General features: G+C 36.9%; 19 protein-coding genes. 11 read left to right on the forward strand and 8 right to left on the reverse strand.

What is annotated here, in order from left to right; all coding sequences use genetic code 11:
* Positions 1-25 precede the first annotated feature (25 nt).
* The 10 genes from pdaA (at position 26) to NST46_RS12425 (ending at position 10,691) form a co-directional block, all read left to right on the forward strand.
* Entirely contained in the window at positions 26-817 is a 792-nt protein-coding gene (gene pdaA, locus NST46_RS12380) for a delta-lactam-biosynthetic de-N-acetylase (protein WP_341137292.1), read from the forward strand.
* A gap of 437 nt (positions 818-1,254) precedes the next feature.
* Positions 1,255-1,809, forward strand: coding sequence for a GNAT family N-acetyltransferase (locus NST46_RS12385; protein WP_341137293.1), 555 nt, complete (start codon positions 1,255-1,257; stop codon positions 1,807-1,809).
* Positions 1,810-1,878: 69 nt separating this feature from the next.
* Positions 1,879-3,453, forward strand: a complete 1,575-nt coding sequence (gene mbcS / locus NST46_RS12390) for an acyl-CoA synthetase MbcS (RefSeq protein WP_341137335.1) — start codon at positions 1,879-1,881, stop codon at positions 3,451-3,453.
* 172 nt (positions 3,454-3,625) lie between these two features.
* Positions 3,626-5,764: an ATP-dependent Clp protease ATP-binding subunit gene (locus NST46_RS12395; RefSeq protein ID WP_341137294.1), complete on the forward strand. Its 2,139-nt coding sequence runs from the start codon at positions 3,626-3,628 to the stop codon at positions 5,762-5,764.
* Between the two features lie 857 nt (positions 5,765-6,621).
* Entirely contained in the window at positions 6,622-7,491 is an 870-nt protein-coding gene (locus tag NST46_RS12400) for a ComEC/Rec2 family competence protein (protein WP_341137295.1), read from the forward strand.
* Positions 7,492-7,580: 89 nt separating this feature from the next.
* Positions 7,581-8,426 carry an SPFH domain-containing protein gene (locus NST46_RS12405; RefSeq protein WP_205126998.1) on the forward strand — a complete coding sequence of 282 codons (846 nt, stop codon included), beginning with the start codon at positions 7,581-7,583 and terminating at the stop codon, positions 8,424-8,426.
* A gap of 14 nt (positions 8,427-8,440) precedes the next feature.
* Positions 8,441-8,620 carry an Arc family DNA-binding protein gene (locus NST46_RS12410; RefSeq protein WP_095313660.1) on the forward strand — a complete coding sequence of 60 codons (180 nt, stop codon included), beginning with the start codon at positions 8,441-8,443 and terminating at the stop codon, positions 8,618-8,620.
* Positions 8,621-8,766: 146 nt separating this feature from the next.
* Positions 8,767-9,144, forward strand: coding sequence for a GntR family transcriptional regulator (locus NST46_RS12415; protein WP_095313658.1), 378 nt, complete (start codon positions 8,767-8,769; stop codon positions 9,142-9,144).
* Positions 9,134-9,991, forward strand: a complete 858-nt coding sequence (locus tag NST46_RS12420) for an ABC transporter ATP-binding protein (protein ID WP_341137296.1) — start codon at positions 9,134-9,136, stop codon at positions 9,989-9,991. The genes NST46_RS12415 and NST46_RS12420 overlap by 11 nt, the downstream gene beginning before the upstream one ends.
* A gap of 1 nt (position 9,992) precedes the next feature.
* Positions 9,993-10,691: a hypothetical protein gene (locus NST46_RS12425; protein WP_095313654.1), complete on the forward strand. Its 699-nt coding sequence runs from the start codon at positions 9,993-9,995 to the stop codon at positions 10,689-10,691.
* A gap of 405 nt (positions 10,692-11,096) precedes the next feature.
* Here the strand turns inward: NST46_RS12425 and NST46_RS12430 are convergent, their stop codons facing one another.
* The 6 genes from NST46_RS12430 to NST46_RS12455 all read right to left on the reverse strand — a co-directional run bounded on the left by NST46_RS12430 (position 11,097) and on the right by NST46_RS12455 (position 15,045).
* Complete coding sequence (locus NST46_RS12430) at positions 11,097-11,873, reverse strand: ABC transporter permease (RefSeq protein ID WP_095313652.1); 777 nt, start codon at positions 11,871-11,873, stop codon at positions 11,097-11,099.
* Complete coding sequence (locus NST46_RS12435; protein ID WP_251661631.1) at positions 11,873-12,781, reverse strand: ABC transporter ATP-binding protein; 909 nt, start codon at positions 12,779-12,781, stop codon at positions 11,873-11,875. The genes NST46_RS12430 and NST46_RS12435 overlap by 1 nt, the downstream gene beginning before the upstream one ends.
* 3 nt (positions 12,782-12,784) lie before the next feature.
* Entirely contained in the window at positions 12,785-12,985 is a 201-nt protein-coding gene (locus NST46_RS12440) for a PLD nuclease N-terminal domain-containing protein (RefSeq protein WP_095313649.1), read from the reverse strand.
* A 22-nt stretch (positions 12,986-13,007) separates the two neighbouring features.
* Positions 13,008-14,123, reverse strand: a complete 1,116-nt coding sequence (locus NST46_RS12445; protein WP_340003070.1) for a DUF1648 domain-containing protein — start codon at positions 14,121-14,123, stop codon at positions 13,008-13,010.
* A complete protein-coding gene (locus tag NST46_RS12450) occupies positions 14,120-14,518 on the reverse strand; it encodes a GntR family transcriptional regulator (protein ID WP_340003071.1) in 399 nt (132 codons plus the stop codon). The genes NST46_RS12445 and NST46_RS12450 overlap by 4 nt, the downstream gene beginning before the upstream one ends.
* Positions 14,519-14,628: 110 nt before the next feature.
* Entirely contained in the window at positions 14,629-15,045 is a 417-nt protein-coding gene (locus NST46_RS12455) for a helix-turn-helix domain-containing protein (RefSeq protein WP_158586312.1), read from the reverse strand.
* A gap of 156 nt (positions 15,046-15,201) precedes the next feature.
* On the opposite strand from NST46_RS12455, the gene NST46_RS12460 reads away from it, so the two are divergent.
* Positions 15,202-15,501 (forward strand): hypothetical protein, encoded by a 300-nt coding sequence (locus NST46_RS12460; protein WP_118890396.1) that lies wholly within the window; start codon positions 15,202-15,204, stop codon positions 15,499-15,501.
* Positions 15,502-15,550: 49 nt separating this feature from the next.
* On the opposite strand, the gene NST46_RS12465 is transcribed toward NST46_RS12460, so the two are convergent.
* The gene (locus tag NST46_RS12465; RefSeq protein ID WP_338045041.1) at positions 15,551-15,685 is read right to left on the reverse strand and encodes a YfhE family protein; all 135 of its coding nucleotides are present in this window, start codon (positions 15,683-15,685) and stop codon (positions 15,551-15,553) included.
* A gap of 48 nt (positions 15,686-15,733) precedes the next feature.
* Positions 15,734-16,291: a GNAT family N-acetyltransferase gene (locus NST46_RS12470; protein ID WP_095313640.1), complete on the reverse strand. Its 558-nt coding sequence runs from the start codon at positions 16,289-16,291 to the stop codon at positions 15,734-15,736.
* Positions 16,292-16,410: the final 119 nt, after the last annotated feature.

Consider the following 16,410-nt stretch of genomic DNA (forward strand, 5'->3'; position numbering starts at 1 on the left):
TAAGAAAAAAACTAGGTGGGTTGTTATGCGGAAATTTACGTTAAAATCAATCATCGTTTTTCTTGCCTTTTTCATTTGCTTTATGGAGCCGGGCACTACCAGCGCATTTGGCTGGGGGTATAAAAAGAATTCCGATCACCAAATTCCAGAAATAGGTCATTATAAGGAATTGCTTGATCAATATGGCGCCTATTATGTAGATGATTCCGGTGCGAAAAATATATACCTTACATTTGATAATGGATATGAGCAGGGATATACAGCGGATATTTTAAAAGTGTTGAAACAGGAAAAGGTACCGGCAACATTTTTCATAACCGGGCATTATGTAGAAAGTGAACCCGACCTTGTGAAGCGGATGGTTGATGAAGGACATATTATTGGAAATCATTCTTACCATCATCCTGACTTTACGATTATGAATAAAGAATCGATTAAAAAGGAATTGGAAACCTTAGAGGAATCAGTAGCAGAATTAACGGATCAAAAGGAAATAAAATTTCTTCGACCACCCCGTGGTGTTTTTAATGAAAACACATTACGATGGTCAAATGAACTAGGGTTAATTCATGTGTTTTGGTCACTAGCCTTTGCTGATTGGAAAATTGCAGATCAAAAAGGCTGGGAGTATGCTTATGAGCAAATAATGAAGCAAATGCATCCAGGGGCAATTATATTGCTTCATGCTGTGTCATCAGACAATGCCCAAGCACTCGAGCAAGTCATCAAGGAATTAAAAAAACAAGGATATACGTTCAAAAGCCTTGATGATTTACTATTAAATGATATGCTGCCAAATGGAATGTTTGGACTGTAGCGGAAACACTCGTAGTTGGAGAGGAATGTTTATTGTGGAATGAAGGACAACTGCTTTTCCTAAAAACTTTATCACGGTTGATCTTTCTCAGTTTATGTTATTAATCGACCGTGACAGTTCATCTCTCGGTCGATACTTTTTGCTGTATCAAACCAATCAGCCGTGATAGCCTATTTCTTCGGCTGATTGAGTAATTATATAACAGCAGTTACTTGAGATTTAAAATGATATCAATTTACAGGATCAAATCGAATTATCGATTTGGTCTTTTTTAATTAGTAGGAAACCCCCACTTCAAAAACGGACGTTTTAAGTGGAGGAAGGTTCATTCAGAGCTCTTTTCAGCACCACCAAATCAAATAAGTTGAGAGGAATTTTCCAAAGACTTTTATGTTAAAGTTAATGGAGAGAATGGATTATTAAGGGAGGTATGCTTTATGTATAAGGCAATCATTAATGAGGACACTTATATCTCCATCTTTGAACCAAGGCATGCGGAAGCATTATATCATCTTATTGATGGAAGCCGTGACAGTATAGGGGAGTGGCTCTCATTCCCCGCAAAAACAAACAATATTAAAGACACAAGATTATTCATAGAAAAGTCACTGAAAAGACTATCCGAAAACAATGGGTATTGGGCAGGTATTTGGTACAATGAAATACTCGTCGGTTCGATAGGGTATTTATATATTGACTGGACTGCGAGAAAAACTGAAATCGGGTATTGGCTGGGAGATGACTATGCAGGAAAAGGACTGGTTACTTGCGCTTGTCAAAAGCTTATTAATCATGCATTTATGGATTTAGAACTAAGAAAGATTGAAATCAATGTAGCATCAAAAAACACGAAAAGCAAAGCAATACCAGAGCGCTTAGGTTTCAAAAAAGAGGGAGTTATTCGCAACTTTGAGTATTTAAACAGTGAATACCTAGACAGGACTGTTTATGGATTACTCAAAGAAGAATGGACTATAAACAGAAATCCTTAGTTTTTATTTATATAAATATTCTTAATTATTTGTTACAATGAAAATAATTATTGTGGGAGGGGATACATGGTGAATCGGAGAGACCTAATCGCGCCAACAGATTATAATATTGTAATGGAGATGGAAAAGCATGCTACAAATACAGAACGAACAGCACTAATATGGGAAAATGAAACAGGTCATACAAAAGAAGTGACCTATGAACAATTAATGAAAAACGTTAATAAAATAGGTAATGCCCTTCTTGAAAAAGGACTAAGGCAAGGAGATAAAGTACTTATAATGGTACCTCGACTAATCGAGGCTTATGAAGTATATTTGGCAGCAATCAAAGTCGGGGTTATTGTTATTCCAAGCTCTGAAATGCTAAAAACAAAAGACTTGCAATACCGTGTAAGCCATGGTGAAGTGCGTGGAATAATTAGCTATTACCCTTACGTAGAACAATATAAGGATATTGAGGAGTATGATGAGCTAATCAAATTTGTGGTTGGTGAGACCCGGGATGATTTTTATTTTTTAGATGAACTACGAGAACAACAATCTGATGTACTAGAGATTGCATCGACAACAAAGGATGATATTGCTTTTATCTCCTATACTTCTGGTACAACAGGAAGTCCAAAAGGTGTTGTTCATACACATGGTTGGGGCTATGCGCATTTAAGGACGGCTCCAGAGCACTGGCTTTCTATTAAAGAGGGAGATAGAGTATGGGCAACGGCTGGGCCTGGTTGGCAGAAATGGATATGGACTCCGTTTTTATCTGTGCTTGGTACAGGGGCAACTGGATTTATTTATCACGGAAAATTTGATGCACAAAAATATTTAAGCATTTTAGAGAAGCAAGCAATCAATGTCCTGTGCTGTACGCCAACAGAATATCGAATGATGGCAAAAGTAGATACGATTAGCAAATATAATCTTTCGGATTTAACAAGTGCTGTATCTGCTGGTGAACCATTGAATGTGGAGGTTATTGATGTATTCCGCAAGTATTTCAATATCACAGTTCGCGATGGCTATGGTCAAACTGAAAACACATTACTATTGGGAGTAATGAAAGGAATGAAAGTGAAACCTGGTTCCATGGGCAAACCAACTCCAGGTAACGATGTGGAAATTGTTGATGACAAAGGTCAACCAGTCTCAACGAATGAAGTTGGTGATATTGCTGTGAAATTAGATAGTCCAGCTCTTTTCAGAGAGTACTATAAAGATATAGAGCGGACAAAGCATTCTCGCCGTGGAGATTACTACATCACTGGAGACAGGGCACGCAAAGATGAGGATGGCTATTTTTGGTTTGAGGGAAGAAGCGATGATATTATAATTAGCTCTGGCTATACGATTGGTCCATTTGAGGTGGAAGATGCTTTGGTCAAACATCCATATGTTCAGGAATGTGCTGTTGTCGCAAGTCCGGATGAGATTCGAGGAAGTATTGTCAAAGCATTTGTCGTATTAAAAAATAATATAGATCATGACGAAACAGCATTGGTCAAAGAATTACAAGAGCATGTTAAAGCATTAACAGCACCATATAAATATCCAAGGGAAATTGAGTTTCTGGACGAGCTTCCAAAAACAACCTCCGGAAAAATCAGACGTGTTGAATTACGCCAAAGGGAAGCTGTTAAATAAAGTATACCCAACGATCTCGACTAATAACTAGTCGGGATTTTTCACTTTTTATAAAAAAATTTATCAAAACACTTGAAAGTCAAAAAAGGTCAGAGTATAATGTAGTTAAGGTCAAAGATAGTCAAAGTCAAACCTGAGAACGATATGGAATATTTCCAAGGAGGAATGGAAAATGAAATGTCAACAATGTGGAACAAATGAAGCAAATATAAATGCGCAAATGCAGATAAATAATCAGCGAGTGGAAATGCACTTATGTGCTACATGTTTCCAAGAGCTTCAAGGAAAGATGATGAATTCAAATGACTTCTTTTCAAATTCTCCGTTCGGGGATTTCAATGAAGCATTTTCAAATAACTTCTTCCAAGGTAATGGAGCAAGCAAAACGGGAACACAAACAAAACAAAAAGCAAACAAAGGGAATGGCTTGATTGACCAATTAGCAAAAAATCTAAATGATGCAGCACGTGCTGGTAGCATTGATTCTGTAATCGGCCGTGATAAAGAAATTAAACGAGTTATTGAGACTTTAAATAGAAGAACAAAAAATAATCCGGTTCTTATCGGGGAACCAGGTGTTGGTAAAACAGCAATCGCAGAGGGACTAGCAGTTAAAATTGTAGAAGGCAATGTACCTGCGAAGCTGCTCAATAAAGAAATTTACTTGCTTGACGTTGCTTCACTTGTAGCGAATACAGGAATACGCGGTCAATTTGAAGAACGTATGAAAAAACTGATTGAAGAATTGCAAGCACGTGAAAATGTTATCTTGTTTGTCGATGAAATTCATCTAATCGTCGGTGCTGGGACTGCAGAAAGTTCCCAAATGGATGCAGGAAATATCCTAAAGCCGGCACTAGCTCGTGGTGAACTGCAATTAATCGGTGCTACGACATTGAAAGAGTACCGTCAAATTGAAAAGGATGCGGCACTAGAACGCCGTTTGCAGCCAATCATGGTCAATGAACCTTCGCAAGAAGATGCTATTCAAATCTTAAATGGAATCAAAGATCGTTATGAAGCATTCCATGAAGTTCGATATTCAGATGAGGTTGTTCGTGCATTTGTGACACTATCAAGTCGCTATATTCAAGATCGTTTCCTGCCAGATAAAGCAATTGACTTGATGGATGAGGTTGGATCACGTCTAAACCTGGCAAATGCCCAAAAAGATTCCGATTCCTTGCAGAAACGTTTAGATGAGGTAGTCAAAGAGAAGCAAGAAGCGGCAGAAAAAGAAGAATATGAACGTGCTGCGAATCTAAGATATCAGGAAATTCAATTACAAAAGCAAGTTGAAAAAGCCGTAGACGGTGAAAAAGTACTGGATGTCGACATCTCAGATATTCAATTAATAGTAGAAGAGAAAACAGGCATCCCAGTAACGAAAATGCAAGCAGATGAACAAGCAAAAATGAAAAATATTGCTGAAAACCTGCGTAAGAAAGTAATTGGTCAGGATGAAGCAGTTGATAAAGTTGCTAAAGCAATCCGCCGTAGTCGTGCAGGACTAAAAGCGAAAGATCGCCCGATTGGATCCTTCTTATTTGTCGGACCAACTGGTGTAGGGAAAACCGAACTGACAAAAGTATTATCAGAAGAATTATTTGGTACGCGTGACTCGATGATTCGTCTTGATATGAGTGAGTACATGGAAAAACACGCTGTGTCTAAGATTATTGGATCACCTCCAGGCTATGTTGGTCATGAAGAGGCAGGACAACTAACTGAGCGTGTTCGCCGTAATCCATATTCTATCCTGCTTTTGGATGAGATTGAAAAAGCACATCCAGACGTACAGAATATGTTCCTGCAAATTATGGAAGATGGTCATTTGACCGATTCACATGGCAGAAAGGTCAGCTTCAAAGAAACTGTGATTATTATGACAAGTAACGCAGGAACTGGAGTAAAATCAGTCAATGTTGGCTTTAACAGTGATCGTCATGAATCTGTATCAACATTGGAAAACCTAAGTGACTACTTTAAACCAGAATTCTTGAACCGTTTCGATGCAATTGTTAACTTTAATGAGTTAGCAGAAAAAGATCTATTAAAAATTGTAGATTTAATGCTAAAAGATCTTGAAGAAACGATTGAAGAAAATAATATTCACATTACAATTTCAGATGAAGCGAAGCAAGAGCTCGTTAAACAAGGTTATGATGTACGATTCGGTGCAAGACCATTACGTCGTGTCATCCAAGATAAAATTGAAGATAAATTAACAGATTTAATTCTAGAAGAAGAAACAGTCGATAATGTGCATGTCGATGCTGTTGATCAGGAGATTGTCGTTCAGAAAAAGTAATAGCTTAAGTGAAACCCGCTGCGTGTTTGCAGCGGGTTTTTTTCGTTTATGTAAGTTAGGGAATTAAATTTAACTGCTTTATACTATTTGAAAGTGCGGACCAGTTACCCGTGGTATAAGATCTTGTGACCCCAGATGGAGAGACCTGTGACCAGATAAAGAGAAAACGCGGACATTCGGTAACACATAAAGATGATGAGTGCCCTATTAAAGGAGAATTGAGGTAATTTGGTAATTCATAAAGATGATGAGTGCCCGAATAAAAAGAAATCGAGACCATTCGGTAACTCATAAAGGAGATGAATGAGTGCCCGAATAAAGAAAAATCGAGGTAATTTTGGTAACACATAAGGATGATGAGTGCCCGAATAAAGGAAAATCGAGGTGATTTGGTAACTCATAAAGGAGATGAGTGCCCGAATAAAAAGAAATCGAGGCCATTCGGTAACTCATAAAGGAGATGAGTGCCCGAATAAAGAGAAAACGATGCCATTTGGTAACTTATAAAGGAGATGAGTGCCCGTTTAAAGAAAAATCGAGGTAATTCGGTAACACATAAAGGAGATGAGTGCCCGAATAAAAAGAAACCGCGGCCATTCGGTAACTCAGAACCACGATTCTACATTAGGCTGTGTCTAGGAATCCATCCTTTCCTAATAATCTTTCCAGAATAAAGTTATTTTACCGTAATTCGAAAATGCTCAGACCGCGTTATTTTTGCTGTAACAAGTGATAAAAACACTGTTGTCGCAGCCTTCAATACTAATATTCAACCCAAAATATCCCTACAATAAAAAGCTAATAACATATGAACATTCGTAAAAGCTATAACAAACAGCGAAAAAAGGATGTTTTTTATGAAAAGATGGCTATCAGTAATTATCATTATTCATATTTGCCTAATTGCTTATCCTAATAATAGTTATAGTGAAGATACCCCAGATATGCAGGTGCATTTTATTGATGTTGGTCAAGGAGATAGTATTCTAATTGAAACGCCTTTAGATAAAACAATTCTAATTGATGGCGGGCCACCCGGGTCTGGGAAAAAGATCATCTCGTACTTAAAAAGCCAAGGTATTGATGAATTAGATTTATTAGTTGCAACACATCCAGATATGGATCACATTGGGGGTCTTCCGGAAGTGATGAAAGCTGTCACTGTCAATGAAATTCTCGATACGGGAAAGCTTCATCCAACAAGAACTTTTGCTAAATATATATCGGAAATAAGAAAACAGAATATCCCAGTTCAAATCGCAGAAAAAAATGACACGATTGAAATTGATCCACTGATTAATATTGAAATCTGGAATGCCTATGAAAAATTTAAAAACAATAATAAGTCATCGATTGTATTAAAGGTTTCCTATAAGGAGATGGATTTTTTATTAATGAGTGATGTAGAGAAACAACAGGAGAAAAAAATAATGGAAGATTATGATGTTGAATCCGAAATAATAAAAGTTGGACATCATGGGTCAAAGACAAGCTCATCATTAGAATTTTTACAAGAAGTCAATCCTGAGATAGCTATTCTTACCTATAGTAAAGATAATAATTATGGACATCCAGTAGACCAGGTGATTGACAATTTATATAGTGTAAATGCTCTAATTTATTCGACTGCGGCGCTCGGCGATCTGGTCATTTATACAGACGGTGGAGGTTATTTTGTAATACCTAAAAAGGATCCGATTTCAAATATAATTAATGCTGCTAGTTAATTATTCTGACATTTTAATTTACAATTTAATACAAAAATGATATCATATTAATATAAAAATAAAATCATTTTGGAAGGTGTGTTAATATGATTCATGAGAAAAAGGCTTGGATGATAAATGGCTTCATCGGTATTCTTCTCGTTGCATTGCTTTTGGCAGGTACAGTATTCAGTTTTGTTCAAGAACAGTTTGTACTAGGTGGAATTTGCTTAATCTTAGCTGTTACCTTAGGCAGTGGAATAACGCTTGTGCAGCCTAATCAGTCGGTTGTCGTTATATTTCTCGGTAAGTACATGGGGACAATACGACGAGAAGGTATTGTAGTAACGATTCCATTTTCAGTGAGGAGAACCATTTCACTACGTGTGCGAAACTTTAATAGCAATCGTTTGAAAGTAAATGATGTGAACGGGAATCCGATTGAGATAGCTGCAGTTATTGTGTTCAAAGTAGTGGATGCAGCAAAAGCGGTTTTTGATGTTGATAAATATGAACAGTTTGTCGAAATTCAAAGTGAAACAGCTATTCGAGCGGTTGCTACAAAGTACCCGTATGATACGTTTGAAAATGTTGAGCTTACACTACGTGGGAATGCAGAAGAAGTATCGAATGAATTAACAGTAGAACTCCAGGATCGTTTGAAAGTCGCTGGCGTTGAAGTGATTGAAGCACGATTGACACATCTTGCCTACTCAACAGAAATTGCTCAGGCAATGCTGCAGCGCCAGCAAGCAAGTGCAATTATCTCTGCACGTAAGCAAATCGTTGATGGTGCGGTCGGAATGGTGCAGGATGCGATTGAGCGAATTGAAAAAGAGGGGATTGTTGACTTAGACGAGGAGCGCAGAGTTGCGATGATTAATAATTTACTCGTTGCGATTGTGTCAGATCATGGGACGCAGCCAGTGATCAATACTGGTTCATTATATCAATAAAAGAGGGGGTATTTATGGCTAAAAAAAAGAACTTTCCATTGCGGATAGACCCCAAATTATATGATATCCTCCAGTCATGGGCAAAGGATGAGTTTCGAAGCGTCAACAGTCATGTAGAATTTTTGCTTCGGGAATCCGTAAAAAAAGCAGGACGACTCCCAAAGAGTGAAGACAAGAAGATTGGTGAGGATTAAGGTCCAGTTGGATACAATATAAGACTTAAAACAGTTTAGCACTTGCTAGGCTGTTTTTTTATTTTTTCAAAAAACTATTGACAAAAATGTTCATTAGTTATAGGGTTAGTTACATAAGTAATTAACCAAATAGGAAGGAACTGAATATGAAAAATTCATTAGATGATAGTAAGCCAATATTCCTTCAAATTAAAGAACAGCTAGAGGATTCCATCATAAATGAAACGATAAAAGCAGAAGAACGTGTTCCATCTACAAATGAATTTGCAGCTTATTACAAGATTAACCCAGCTACTGCAGCAAAAGGAATCAATGAGCTTGTCGCAGAGGGCATTCTATTTAAACGGAGGGGTGTTGGGATGTTTGTTACCGAAGATGCACAGCAAATCTTAATTGAAAAGCGAAAGAAGTCATTTTATGAAAATTACATGCTTCCCCTAAAAAGTGAGGCGGAGAAGCTACGTATTAGTGCAATGGAACTTATCGAAATGGTGGAAAGGGAGGATACTTCAAATGAAGATTGAAGTGAAAAATCTATCTAAAAAGTATAAAGAAAAAGCTGCTCTGAACAATGTTTCTTTCACATTAGATGAGCCAAAAATATATGGATTACTCGGGAGAAATGGTGCTGGTAAAACGACATTTATGGATATTCTATCTGGACAGATATTACCAAGCGGTGGTGAGATTTTGATCGATGGAGAGAATCCGTTCGATAACCAGCGACTAACCGAATCGATTTGTTTAATTAAAGAGGGAAACAACTTTAAAAAGGATTTAAAGATTAAAAATGTCCTTAAAATATATTCGTATTTCTACCCAAATTGGGATCAAGAACTAGCAGAGGACTTGATTCAGGAATATAACTTAAGCTTAAATGCAAAAGTAAAAACGCTCTCCAAAGGAATGGAATCGGCTTTAGGTATTACAGTTGGCCTTGCAAGTAAAGCTCCAATTACAATCTTTGATGAACCGTATATCGGACTTGATGCACCATCAAGAAAAAGATTTTACGAAATTATGTTAGAAGAATATCAGACAGAAAAGCGAACGATTATTTTCTCCACCCATTTAATTGATGAAGTGAGCTTGCTGTTTGAAGAAGTACTTATTTTAAGAGAAGGGTCACTGGTTTTACAAGAAGAGGCGGAGACACTTCGTGATAACGCAATCTCCGTTTCAGGAAGCATTGAGAAAGTTGAAGGATTCCTAGCAGGTAAGGAAGTAATTGAGCGAAAGCGACTTGCAGGAGTAATGACTGCATACGTTTATGGAACGGCATCAGATGCAAAAGTGCATGGACTAGAAGTGGAAGGTATTCCAATCCAAGAGTTAATGATTTATTTAACAGAAAGAAAGAAGGGTGCTTAAAATGGGCAGGCAGATAAATGGATTACTTTATTTCTTTATAACGGATATACGCTACTCACTGATGATTTTCTGGACAATTTTACTCGGTATACTAGGCGTTTCATTAACGATTTCTTACTTTTTACTTGGGGTGGAAGATGGTAGTCTCTACTTCATGTTTCAATTCATCTACGTATATTGTGGTATTTTAGGGTTTATTACAGTAAGAGAAAGTATTCCTTTTGCTCTAAAGATGGGCGCAACGAGAAAGAACTTATTTATAAGTCTTGGTCTGTTTTTTGCTGCAATAGCTTTAATGAAAGCAGTAATTGCAAATACGCTACACACGATTATTTTATATTTTACTGATGTAACAAATCTCCATACATTTGGTTTTATGCACGTGGCACAGCTCATGGAAGATACATGGGTTAATAGAGTAATTATTGATATGTCCGTAATGTTTCTTTTTCTAACTGTAATGTTCTTAACTGGTCTGATATTTTATAGATATGGACTGTTAGGGGGAGGAATTGTTGTCGGGATTGAAGTGATTATCTTATTTGTTGGGATTGCACAAGGTTGGTTAATTGACTTTTTTACCGATTTATTTTCAGATTTAAAGCTAACCTTGTTCCTGCAAATTTTCGGCATAGGCATTGTAATTTATCTCATTTCATTCTTATTGATACGAAGAGTAACAACTGTAAGTACAAAATAAAAAAAATAAAGGACTGGCTCGCCAGTCCTTTCTGCCCTGAATAAATTGCTACTGTCAAACCAATAGTACCATCGTGCATATCAATCAAATAAAGCACTACTCCGCTCAATTAAAGCACCATAACGTAGAATAAAGCGCTACTCCGCTCAATTAAAGCACCATAACGTAGAATAAAGCACTACTCCGCTCAAATAAAGCACCATAACGTAGAATAAAGCACCACTCCGCTCAAATAAAGCACCATAACGTAGAATAAAGCACTACTCCGCTCAATTAAGACACCATTCCACAGAATAAACCACTATCCCGAATGAAACTAGCACCATCCTCAAAATTAAAAGCACCATCCGTTGAAAACCCACCCATCGATCAATCCAATGGCACTTCCGTACACCTCTGCAGCAATTAACCAGCCAATTCCTTCGCCTTAAACGTAAATATCGAAGCAATTAGCAAGATGAGGGAGAACGCAATCGTAATCGCCGAGGTAGCTGCAAGATCAGATGAAACTTCACCAGCGATTACCATTTCATAGATATAGCTTGATAAATTATTTGGGCTCCATTCAAGAATGTGCCCGAATATTTGTGTCACAATGCTCATTCCCATTATCGTCAAAATAGATAGAAATGCGACAAGGCCAGGAGTTTTTACTAATGTATTGTAAAAAATGACGATTGAAATAACAAAAGTAAGCCACAGTCCATAGAAAATAAAAATAAGCAAAAAACTTTTAAAAGAAAGATCACCATATAAAATATTCGTATAATACCAGCTTGCAAGTAAGCCAACGAACAGTGCAGCCCAAACAAGAGCAAGCAATGCTGCCCATTTAGCGGTAATATAGTTTCGATAGGAGACAGGCTTCACAAGTATTAATTCAGAAACACCGCTTTTTCGCTCACTCGCAATTGTTCCCATTGCCATCAGTACAATCACTAACACACCTAGGCTGCTTAACTGACTTAAACTCATCATCACAACGTCAGCTGGTGCAAATTCAGGGAGATTAATAATCGCTCCATCTGGTAAACCACCAACCACTTCAATAATTTGCGGTAAATAATAATTAGAAATCGGATCTAAAATGGCAAGTAAAATCAATACTAATGGTACCCAAATCCATTTTTTATTACGCCAGTTTTCCATCATTTCCTTGTTAAAAAGTGTCATCCATTGCATCAGCTATTCACCACTTTCATAAACATATCCTCAAGTGAAGCGCGGTTAAGTTTAAAGTTTACGAGCTCCCAGTTTTCTTTTGCAGCAGTAGCAAGAATCTCCTGTCGTGCGATCGCAATATCTGTTGCATTAACTTGGAGAACGTTTCGTTCCACGTGACTACCTGAAACACTTTCTAGAGCATTTACTTTGGCTTGATAACTAGGCAAATCACTCTCGAATTCTAACGCAATCGTTGAGGTCTGGTATTTTTGCCGTAACATTGCCATCGACCCAGATTCTACAATATTTCCCTGATGTAAAAGTAATAACGCATCACTTACTTCATCTGCATCAGTTAAAATATGGGTAGAGAAAAGAATAGACATCTCTTTCTTTAATTCTTCCATTAATGTAAGAACCTCTCGACGACCAATTGGATCAAGTGATGAAACGGGTTCATCCAGTATTAGTAGCTTTGGTTTATGAATAATTGCTTGAGCAATTCCAAGGCGCTGCTTCATTCCACCAGAATATTTCCCAATTCGCATGTTCCTTGCATCGGCAATACCTACTTTCTCAAGTAGTACCTCTGCACGACTTTTTGCCTCCTTTTTTGAAAGAAAAGCGAGTTGTCCGCTATAAACTAAAAATTCCATACCTGTCATCCATGGATGGAATACAGGATATTGGGGCAGATAGCCAATATATTTTCGAACATCATCGTTACTTGCCACATCAGAAATGCGAATGGTCCCTTCTGAAGGCTTTAGAAGCCCCGCAAGTGTGCGGAGAATTGTTGTTTTACCTGCGCCATTTGGTCCGATGAGTGCAATACACTTTTCATACTCAAATTCAAAGCTTATATTGTTAACTGCAGTCTTTCCATCGTAAGTTTTTGCTAGATTGTTAACGGTTAGCAAGGTCATCGATCACCGTCTCCTTCCGAAAATAAAGTAAATAATTGGGCCAATTGTGTTTAAAATAACGATAATAAAAAACCAAAGCCATCTCGCACCGCGAAAATCATCCGCTTTTGCCCAGTCAAGAATAGCAACAATCATTAAAATACCTTGAATGACGATAAAAGGAGCAACGATACTCCAATTAATAGATTCAATAATTGCTTGCATTAATTCACCTCCGATAGTTACATTAAGCTCCAAGCAAATAAGGGATAATAACTGCCAGCCCAATAATGCCTAAGAAAATAATCCAAGCGAGCGGCCGTGCCAAATTGATTGTCCAGCCGACACCAAATCGTTTTTCAAGAAAAAGTGAAGGGTCTTCCCGATTAAAATAAAATATCCCAAGCTTCCAATGTGCATCATCATCCCGATTCATTATTGCGCCATCGGTTGAAGCATTTGAATTATTTTTTATGCGGCTGCCACCTTGCCCAGTTGTAACCGAAAGTATGATAGCTCCTAATGTCAACGCGATACTGAAAGCAAGCGGAATAATAATTAACAACTGCTGATTTATTGGATAGATGAGAGACAATTGAATAAGCGAGAATAACAGTGTTAATGCAATCCCAGTAATAATAATGTAAGCAGACCATCTCCTCCTAAAAATAACATTCTTCCGCATTGATTCCTCAGGTGTGTCCGCATTAATTTGTTGTTTTGCTTTTGCAATCATGGTATTGATAAAGACAAAAAGCAGGGTTAAATATAATTGCATAATCGGTAAGATAAGAACAGAACTATATGATTTTTCTGCCCAGTTCGTAACCTCTCCGGCAAAATTATATTGTAGTGGGATTCTATCTGGAATTTGGTGATACGATTGTAATGTCAGGACGATCAACCCGATTATTGCTATAAAAGAAAGAAGAAACCATAAATTGGAATGATTAAGCTTTTGGGAGCGGAATTGGATGCTAACAAAAACCTGCTGTGATTTTTCTATACCCCATTGTTTCCTTTTCTTCAGCGATTTCATTTCACGATGAAAGGTTAAATAAATGATAAAAGAGCTAATAAGATATCCAAAGATTAGGACGCTGAATAATAAACTAAACATATTTTCGTCCAATTTAATGGAAGCACCTATGGATAAAAATATTGCCGTTACAATGAATCCACTTATCCCAGTAATTCGCATATATCGTTTTCGCATTTGCTTTAATTCTACGCTTTGGTAAATTTCTTCTGGAATTGTTACCCCAAAGCTTTCTGTTTTACGCGTCCAGAAAGGGATAAACATAGTAGAAATAAATACCGGAATTAGAATAAGCAGAAATATAATAATAAGAAAACCATTCAATTCTTTTCACCTTCCTCTTCATTGAATAATTGAAACAGTTCTTTACTTAAATGACTAAACTCAACCTCGCTTAACCCTCGACATATGGAATCGGCTATAAGGGGACGGAGCTTAGCTTTTAGCTCTTGTCTATATTCCTCATCTGCCTGTGGAACCCCATCCGGATGAATAACGACACCTTTTTGTCGGTGAATCAAAATAAACCCGTCTTGTTTCAATTGCTGGTAAGCCTTATTAACTGTATGCAGGTTGATGCCAATATCTGCTGCTAATGATCGAACAGAAGGTAACGCATCTCCAGGTTGAAGCTGTTTTTTAGCTATTCCTTCAATAATTTGCTGCTGTAGCTGAATGTAAATCGGTTCACTGGATTCTAAATTTAAGTTTATAAACACATTCAATTAGCACCCTTTCTCTAATAGTTATATCTGTTATATAAGTAGTATAACAGATATAACTAAAAAAGTGCAATAAAAAAGAGACTGAATTCAAATTCTAGTCTCTTTTAAAGCTTTTCATACTGATCGATTAAATTACTGAATAGCTGTTGCACAGATAGTTGCTTTTTAATTGGTAACTTCTTTAGCTTATATATTTGTTCTTTAAACATGGGGTGTATCATGATGTATTCCATTAGTTCAACAATCTCATCATCAAAGGGTTTGTCTTTTGAACTATATATTCGTTTAAAGTCTTTTAATAAGTCATTACGAAACGAATAATTCCCTGTTAAATGATCAAGTGATACATCGAATACATTACTGAGCTTTATTAATGAAGCTATATCGGGAGTAGCTGTCGAGTTTTCCCATTTTGTAACGACAGAACGAGATATCATTAATTTATCTGCTAGCTCTTGTTGTGTCCAGTTATGCTGATCACGAAAAAATTTAATATTATATGCAATTTGTTCAAGACTCATTTTTATCACACTCTGCATTATAGATTAGGATTCCGTTCTTTACTTTTAAGCTAACTTTAATCCTATCACGGTTACGTGAGATAAGAGATGGATTCCTTGTTCGGTAATGTAACATATAGTAAAATGTTCCAAAGGAGAACAAAGGGGGGGATAATCATGAATTTAGGCTGCATGATTTTGTATCATCCAATGATAACGAGTAAAACGAAAATAAAGCTAATACAAGCAATATTCCCGGTAGATACTATAGAAATACTGGAAGAAGAAAACAATACAGTCATTCTATATGCTTGGAATATAAAGCAAGAACAAATTTGGCAGGCGGTAGCTGAATTAGTTTCAACAGATATTATCTGCGGTTATGGCTTTGGCAGAAGAAAAAAGGAAGCAAAAAAAGAGGCGGTTAATAAGTTAAAAAAATGGATTGCGATGGATACAGAAGCAATAAAATATTAAATTGCACTAAGCTTCGTAACCCTTTTGAACAAAAAGGAAACCAAAGCAGTCAGCTTCGGTTTCCTCTTTGTGACAACTGTTTGTAAATACGGTCTGCATGCTTGAATTCCTTTTGGTAAAGAACTTCTTGTGTTTTATTGAGAAACTTCTCACTTTGACCTGGTCTTAACCTTGGCATGGACATCCCTCACTTTACTACTAGGATGCCCAAAATGAATCAAAATATGCTTCCTTAGGAAACTTCTTCATCTGTAGATTCTGTTTCCATCGATCTGAATTGTTGATAAGACACATAATGATCTTTTGTAATGACGAATAAATCATATATGTCTTCTTCCGGATTAATTTGATTGTAAACATCAGAATAAATTTCATTAGCTAAAGCAACGTAGGGTAATTTTAAAACTGCCTTCATGGAACGTATATTTGTCTTTCTTACCTTCATAAAAATACCTTCAATATTATAGGTGAAGAATAATAAATCAAAGAATTGCTCTTTTGCTTGTTTATTATAACCTTTTCCGAAGTAGGGCTGGCCAATCCATGTTGCTAAAAACCCGTGATTATCCTGAATATCAAATAAATTGATTGTGCCGATTGGCTGTAAATATTCGTCGACAATGGTACGAGAAATGAGCTCGCCGTTTTCTTCGGCTTCGATTGTCATCTTCGTAAGGAAATAAAATTCATCGCTTGTTTCTGCTTTATGTCTAACATAGGGAAATACATCTGGATGTGACATCAGTTCAAAAAGTACTGGCACCTCATGCAAATCACGTATTTTCAACATAAAAAATACCCTCCTCATTCCAGGTGGGTATACTTGCTGACTTTCCAAAAGGAAATCCAGTAAGTAGCCCACCCTCGAATTTTTATTTTCGCGTTCAACAAAAATTCGGGGTGGGAATC

Source organism: Oceanobacillus sp. FSL W7-1309, assembly GCF_038002145.1.
Taxonomy (GTDB): Bacteria; Bacillota; Bacilli; order Bacillales; family Amphibacillaceae; genus Oceanobacillus; species Oceanobacillus profundus.

Excerpts from the sequence above, each read along its gene's own strand:
- pdaA (WP_341137292.1), top strand. The coding sequence starts at position 26 with ATGCGGAAATTTACGTTAAAATCAATCATCGTTTTTCTTGCCTTTTTC.
- NST46_RS12385 (WP_341137293.1), top strand. The coding sequence starts at position 1,255 with ATGTATAAGGCAATCATTAATGAGGACACTTATATCTCCATCTTTGAA.
- NST46_RS12395 (WP_341137294.1), top strand. The coding sequence starts at position 3,626 with ATGAAATGTCAACAATGTGGAACAAATGAAGCAAATATAAATGCGCAA.
- NST46_RS12400 (WP_341137295.1), top strand. The coding sequence starts at position 6,622 with ATGAAAAGATGGCTATCAGTAATTATCATTATTCATATTTGCCTAATT.
- NST46_RS12410 (WP_095313660.1), top strand. The coding sequence starts at position 8,441 with ATGGCTAAAAAAAAGAACTTTCCATTGCGGATAGACCCCAAATTATAT.
- NST46_RS12415 (WP_095313658.1), top strand. The coding sequence starts at position 8,767 with ATGAAAAATTCATTAGATGATAGTAAGCCAATATTCCTTCAAATTAAA.
- NST46_RS12420 (WP_341137296.1), top strand. The coding sequence starts at position 9,134 with ATGAAGATTGAAGTGAAAAATCTATCTAAAAAGTATAAAGAAAAAGCT.
- NST46_RS12425 (WP_095313654.1), top strand. The coding sequence starts at position 9,993 with ATGGGCAGGCAGATAAATGGATTACTTTATTTCTTTATAACGGATATA.
- NST46_RS12430 (WP_095313652.1), bottom strand. The coding sequence starts at position 11,873 with ATGCAATGGATGACACTTTTTAACAAGGAAATGATGGAAAACTGGCGT.
- NST46_RS12435 (WP_251661631.1), bottom strand. The coding sequence starts at position 12,781 with ATGACCTTGCTAACCGTTAACAATCTAGCAAAAACTTACGATGGAAAG.
- NST46_RS12440 (WP_095313649.1), bottom strand. The coding sequence starts at position 12,985 with ATGCAAGCAATTATTGAATCTATTAATTGGAGTATCGTTGCTCCTTTT.
- NST46_RS12455 (WP_158586312.1), bottom strand. The coding sequence starts at position 15,045 with ATGAGTCTTGAACAAATTGCATATAATATTAAATTTTTTCGTGATCAG.
- NST46_RS12460 (WP_118890396.1), top strand. The coding sequence starts at position 15,202 with ATGAATTTAGGCTGCATGATTTTGTATCATCCAATGATAACGAGTAAA.
- NST46_RS12465 (WP_338045041.1), bottom strand. The coding sequence starts at position 15,685 with ATGTCCATGCCAAGGTTAAGACCAGGTCAAAGTGAGAAGTTTCTCAAT.
- NST46_RS12470 (WP_095313640.1), bottom strand. The coding sequence starts at position 16,291 with ATGTTGAAAATACGTGATTTGCATGAGGTGCCAGTACTTTTTGAACTG.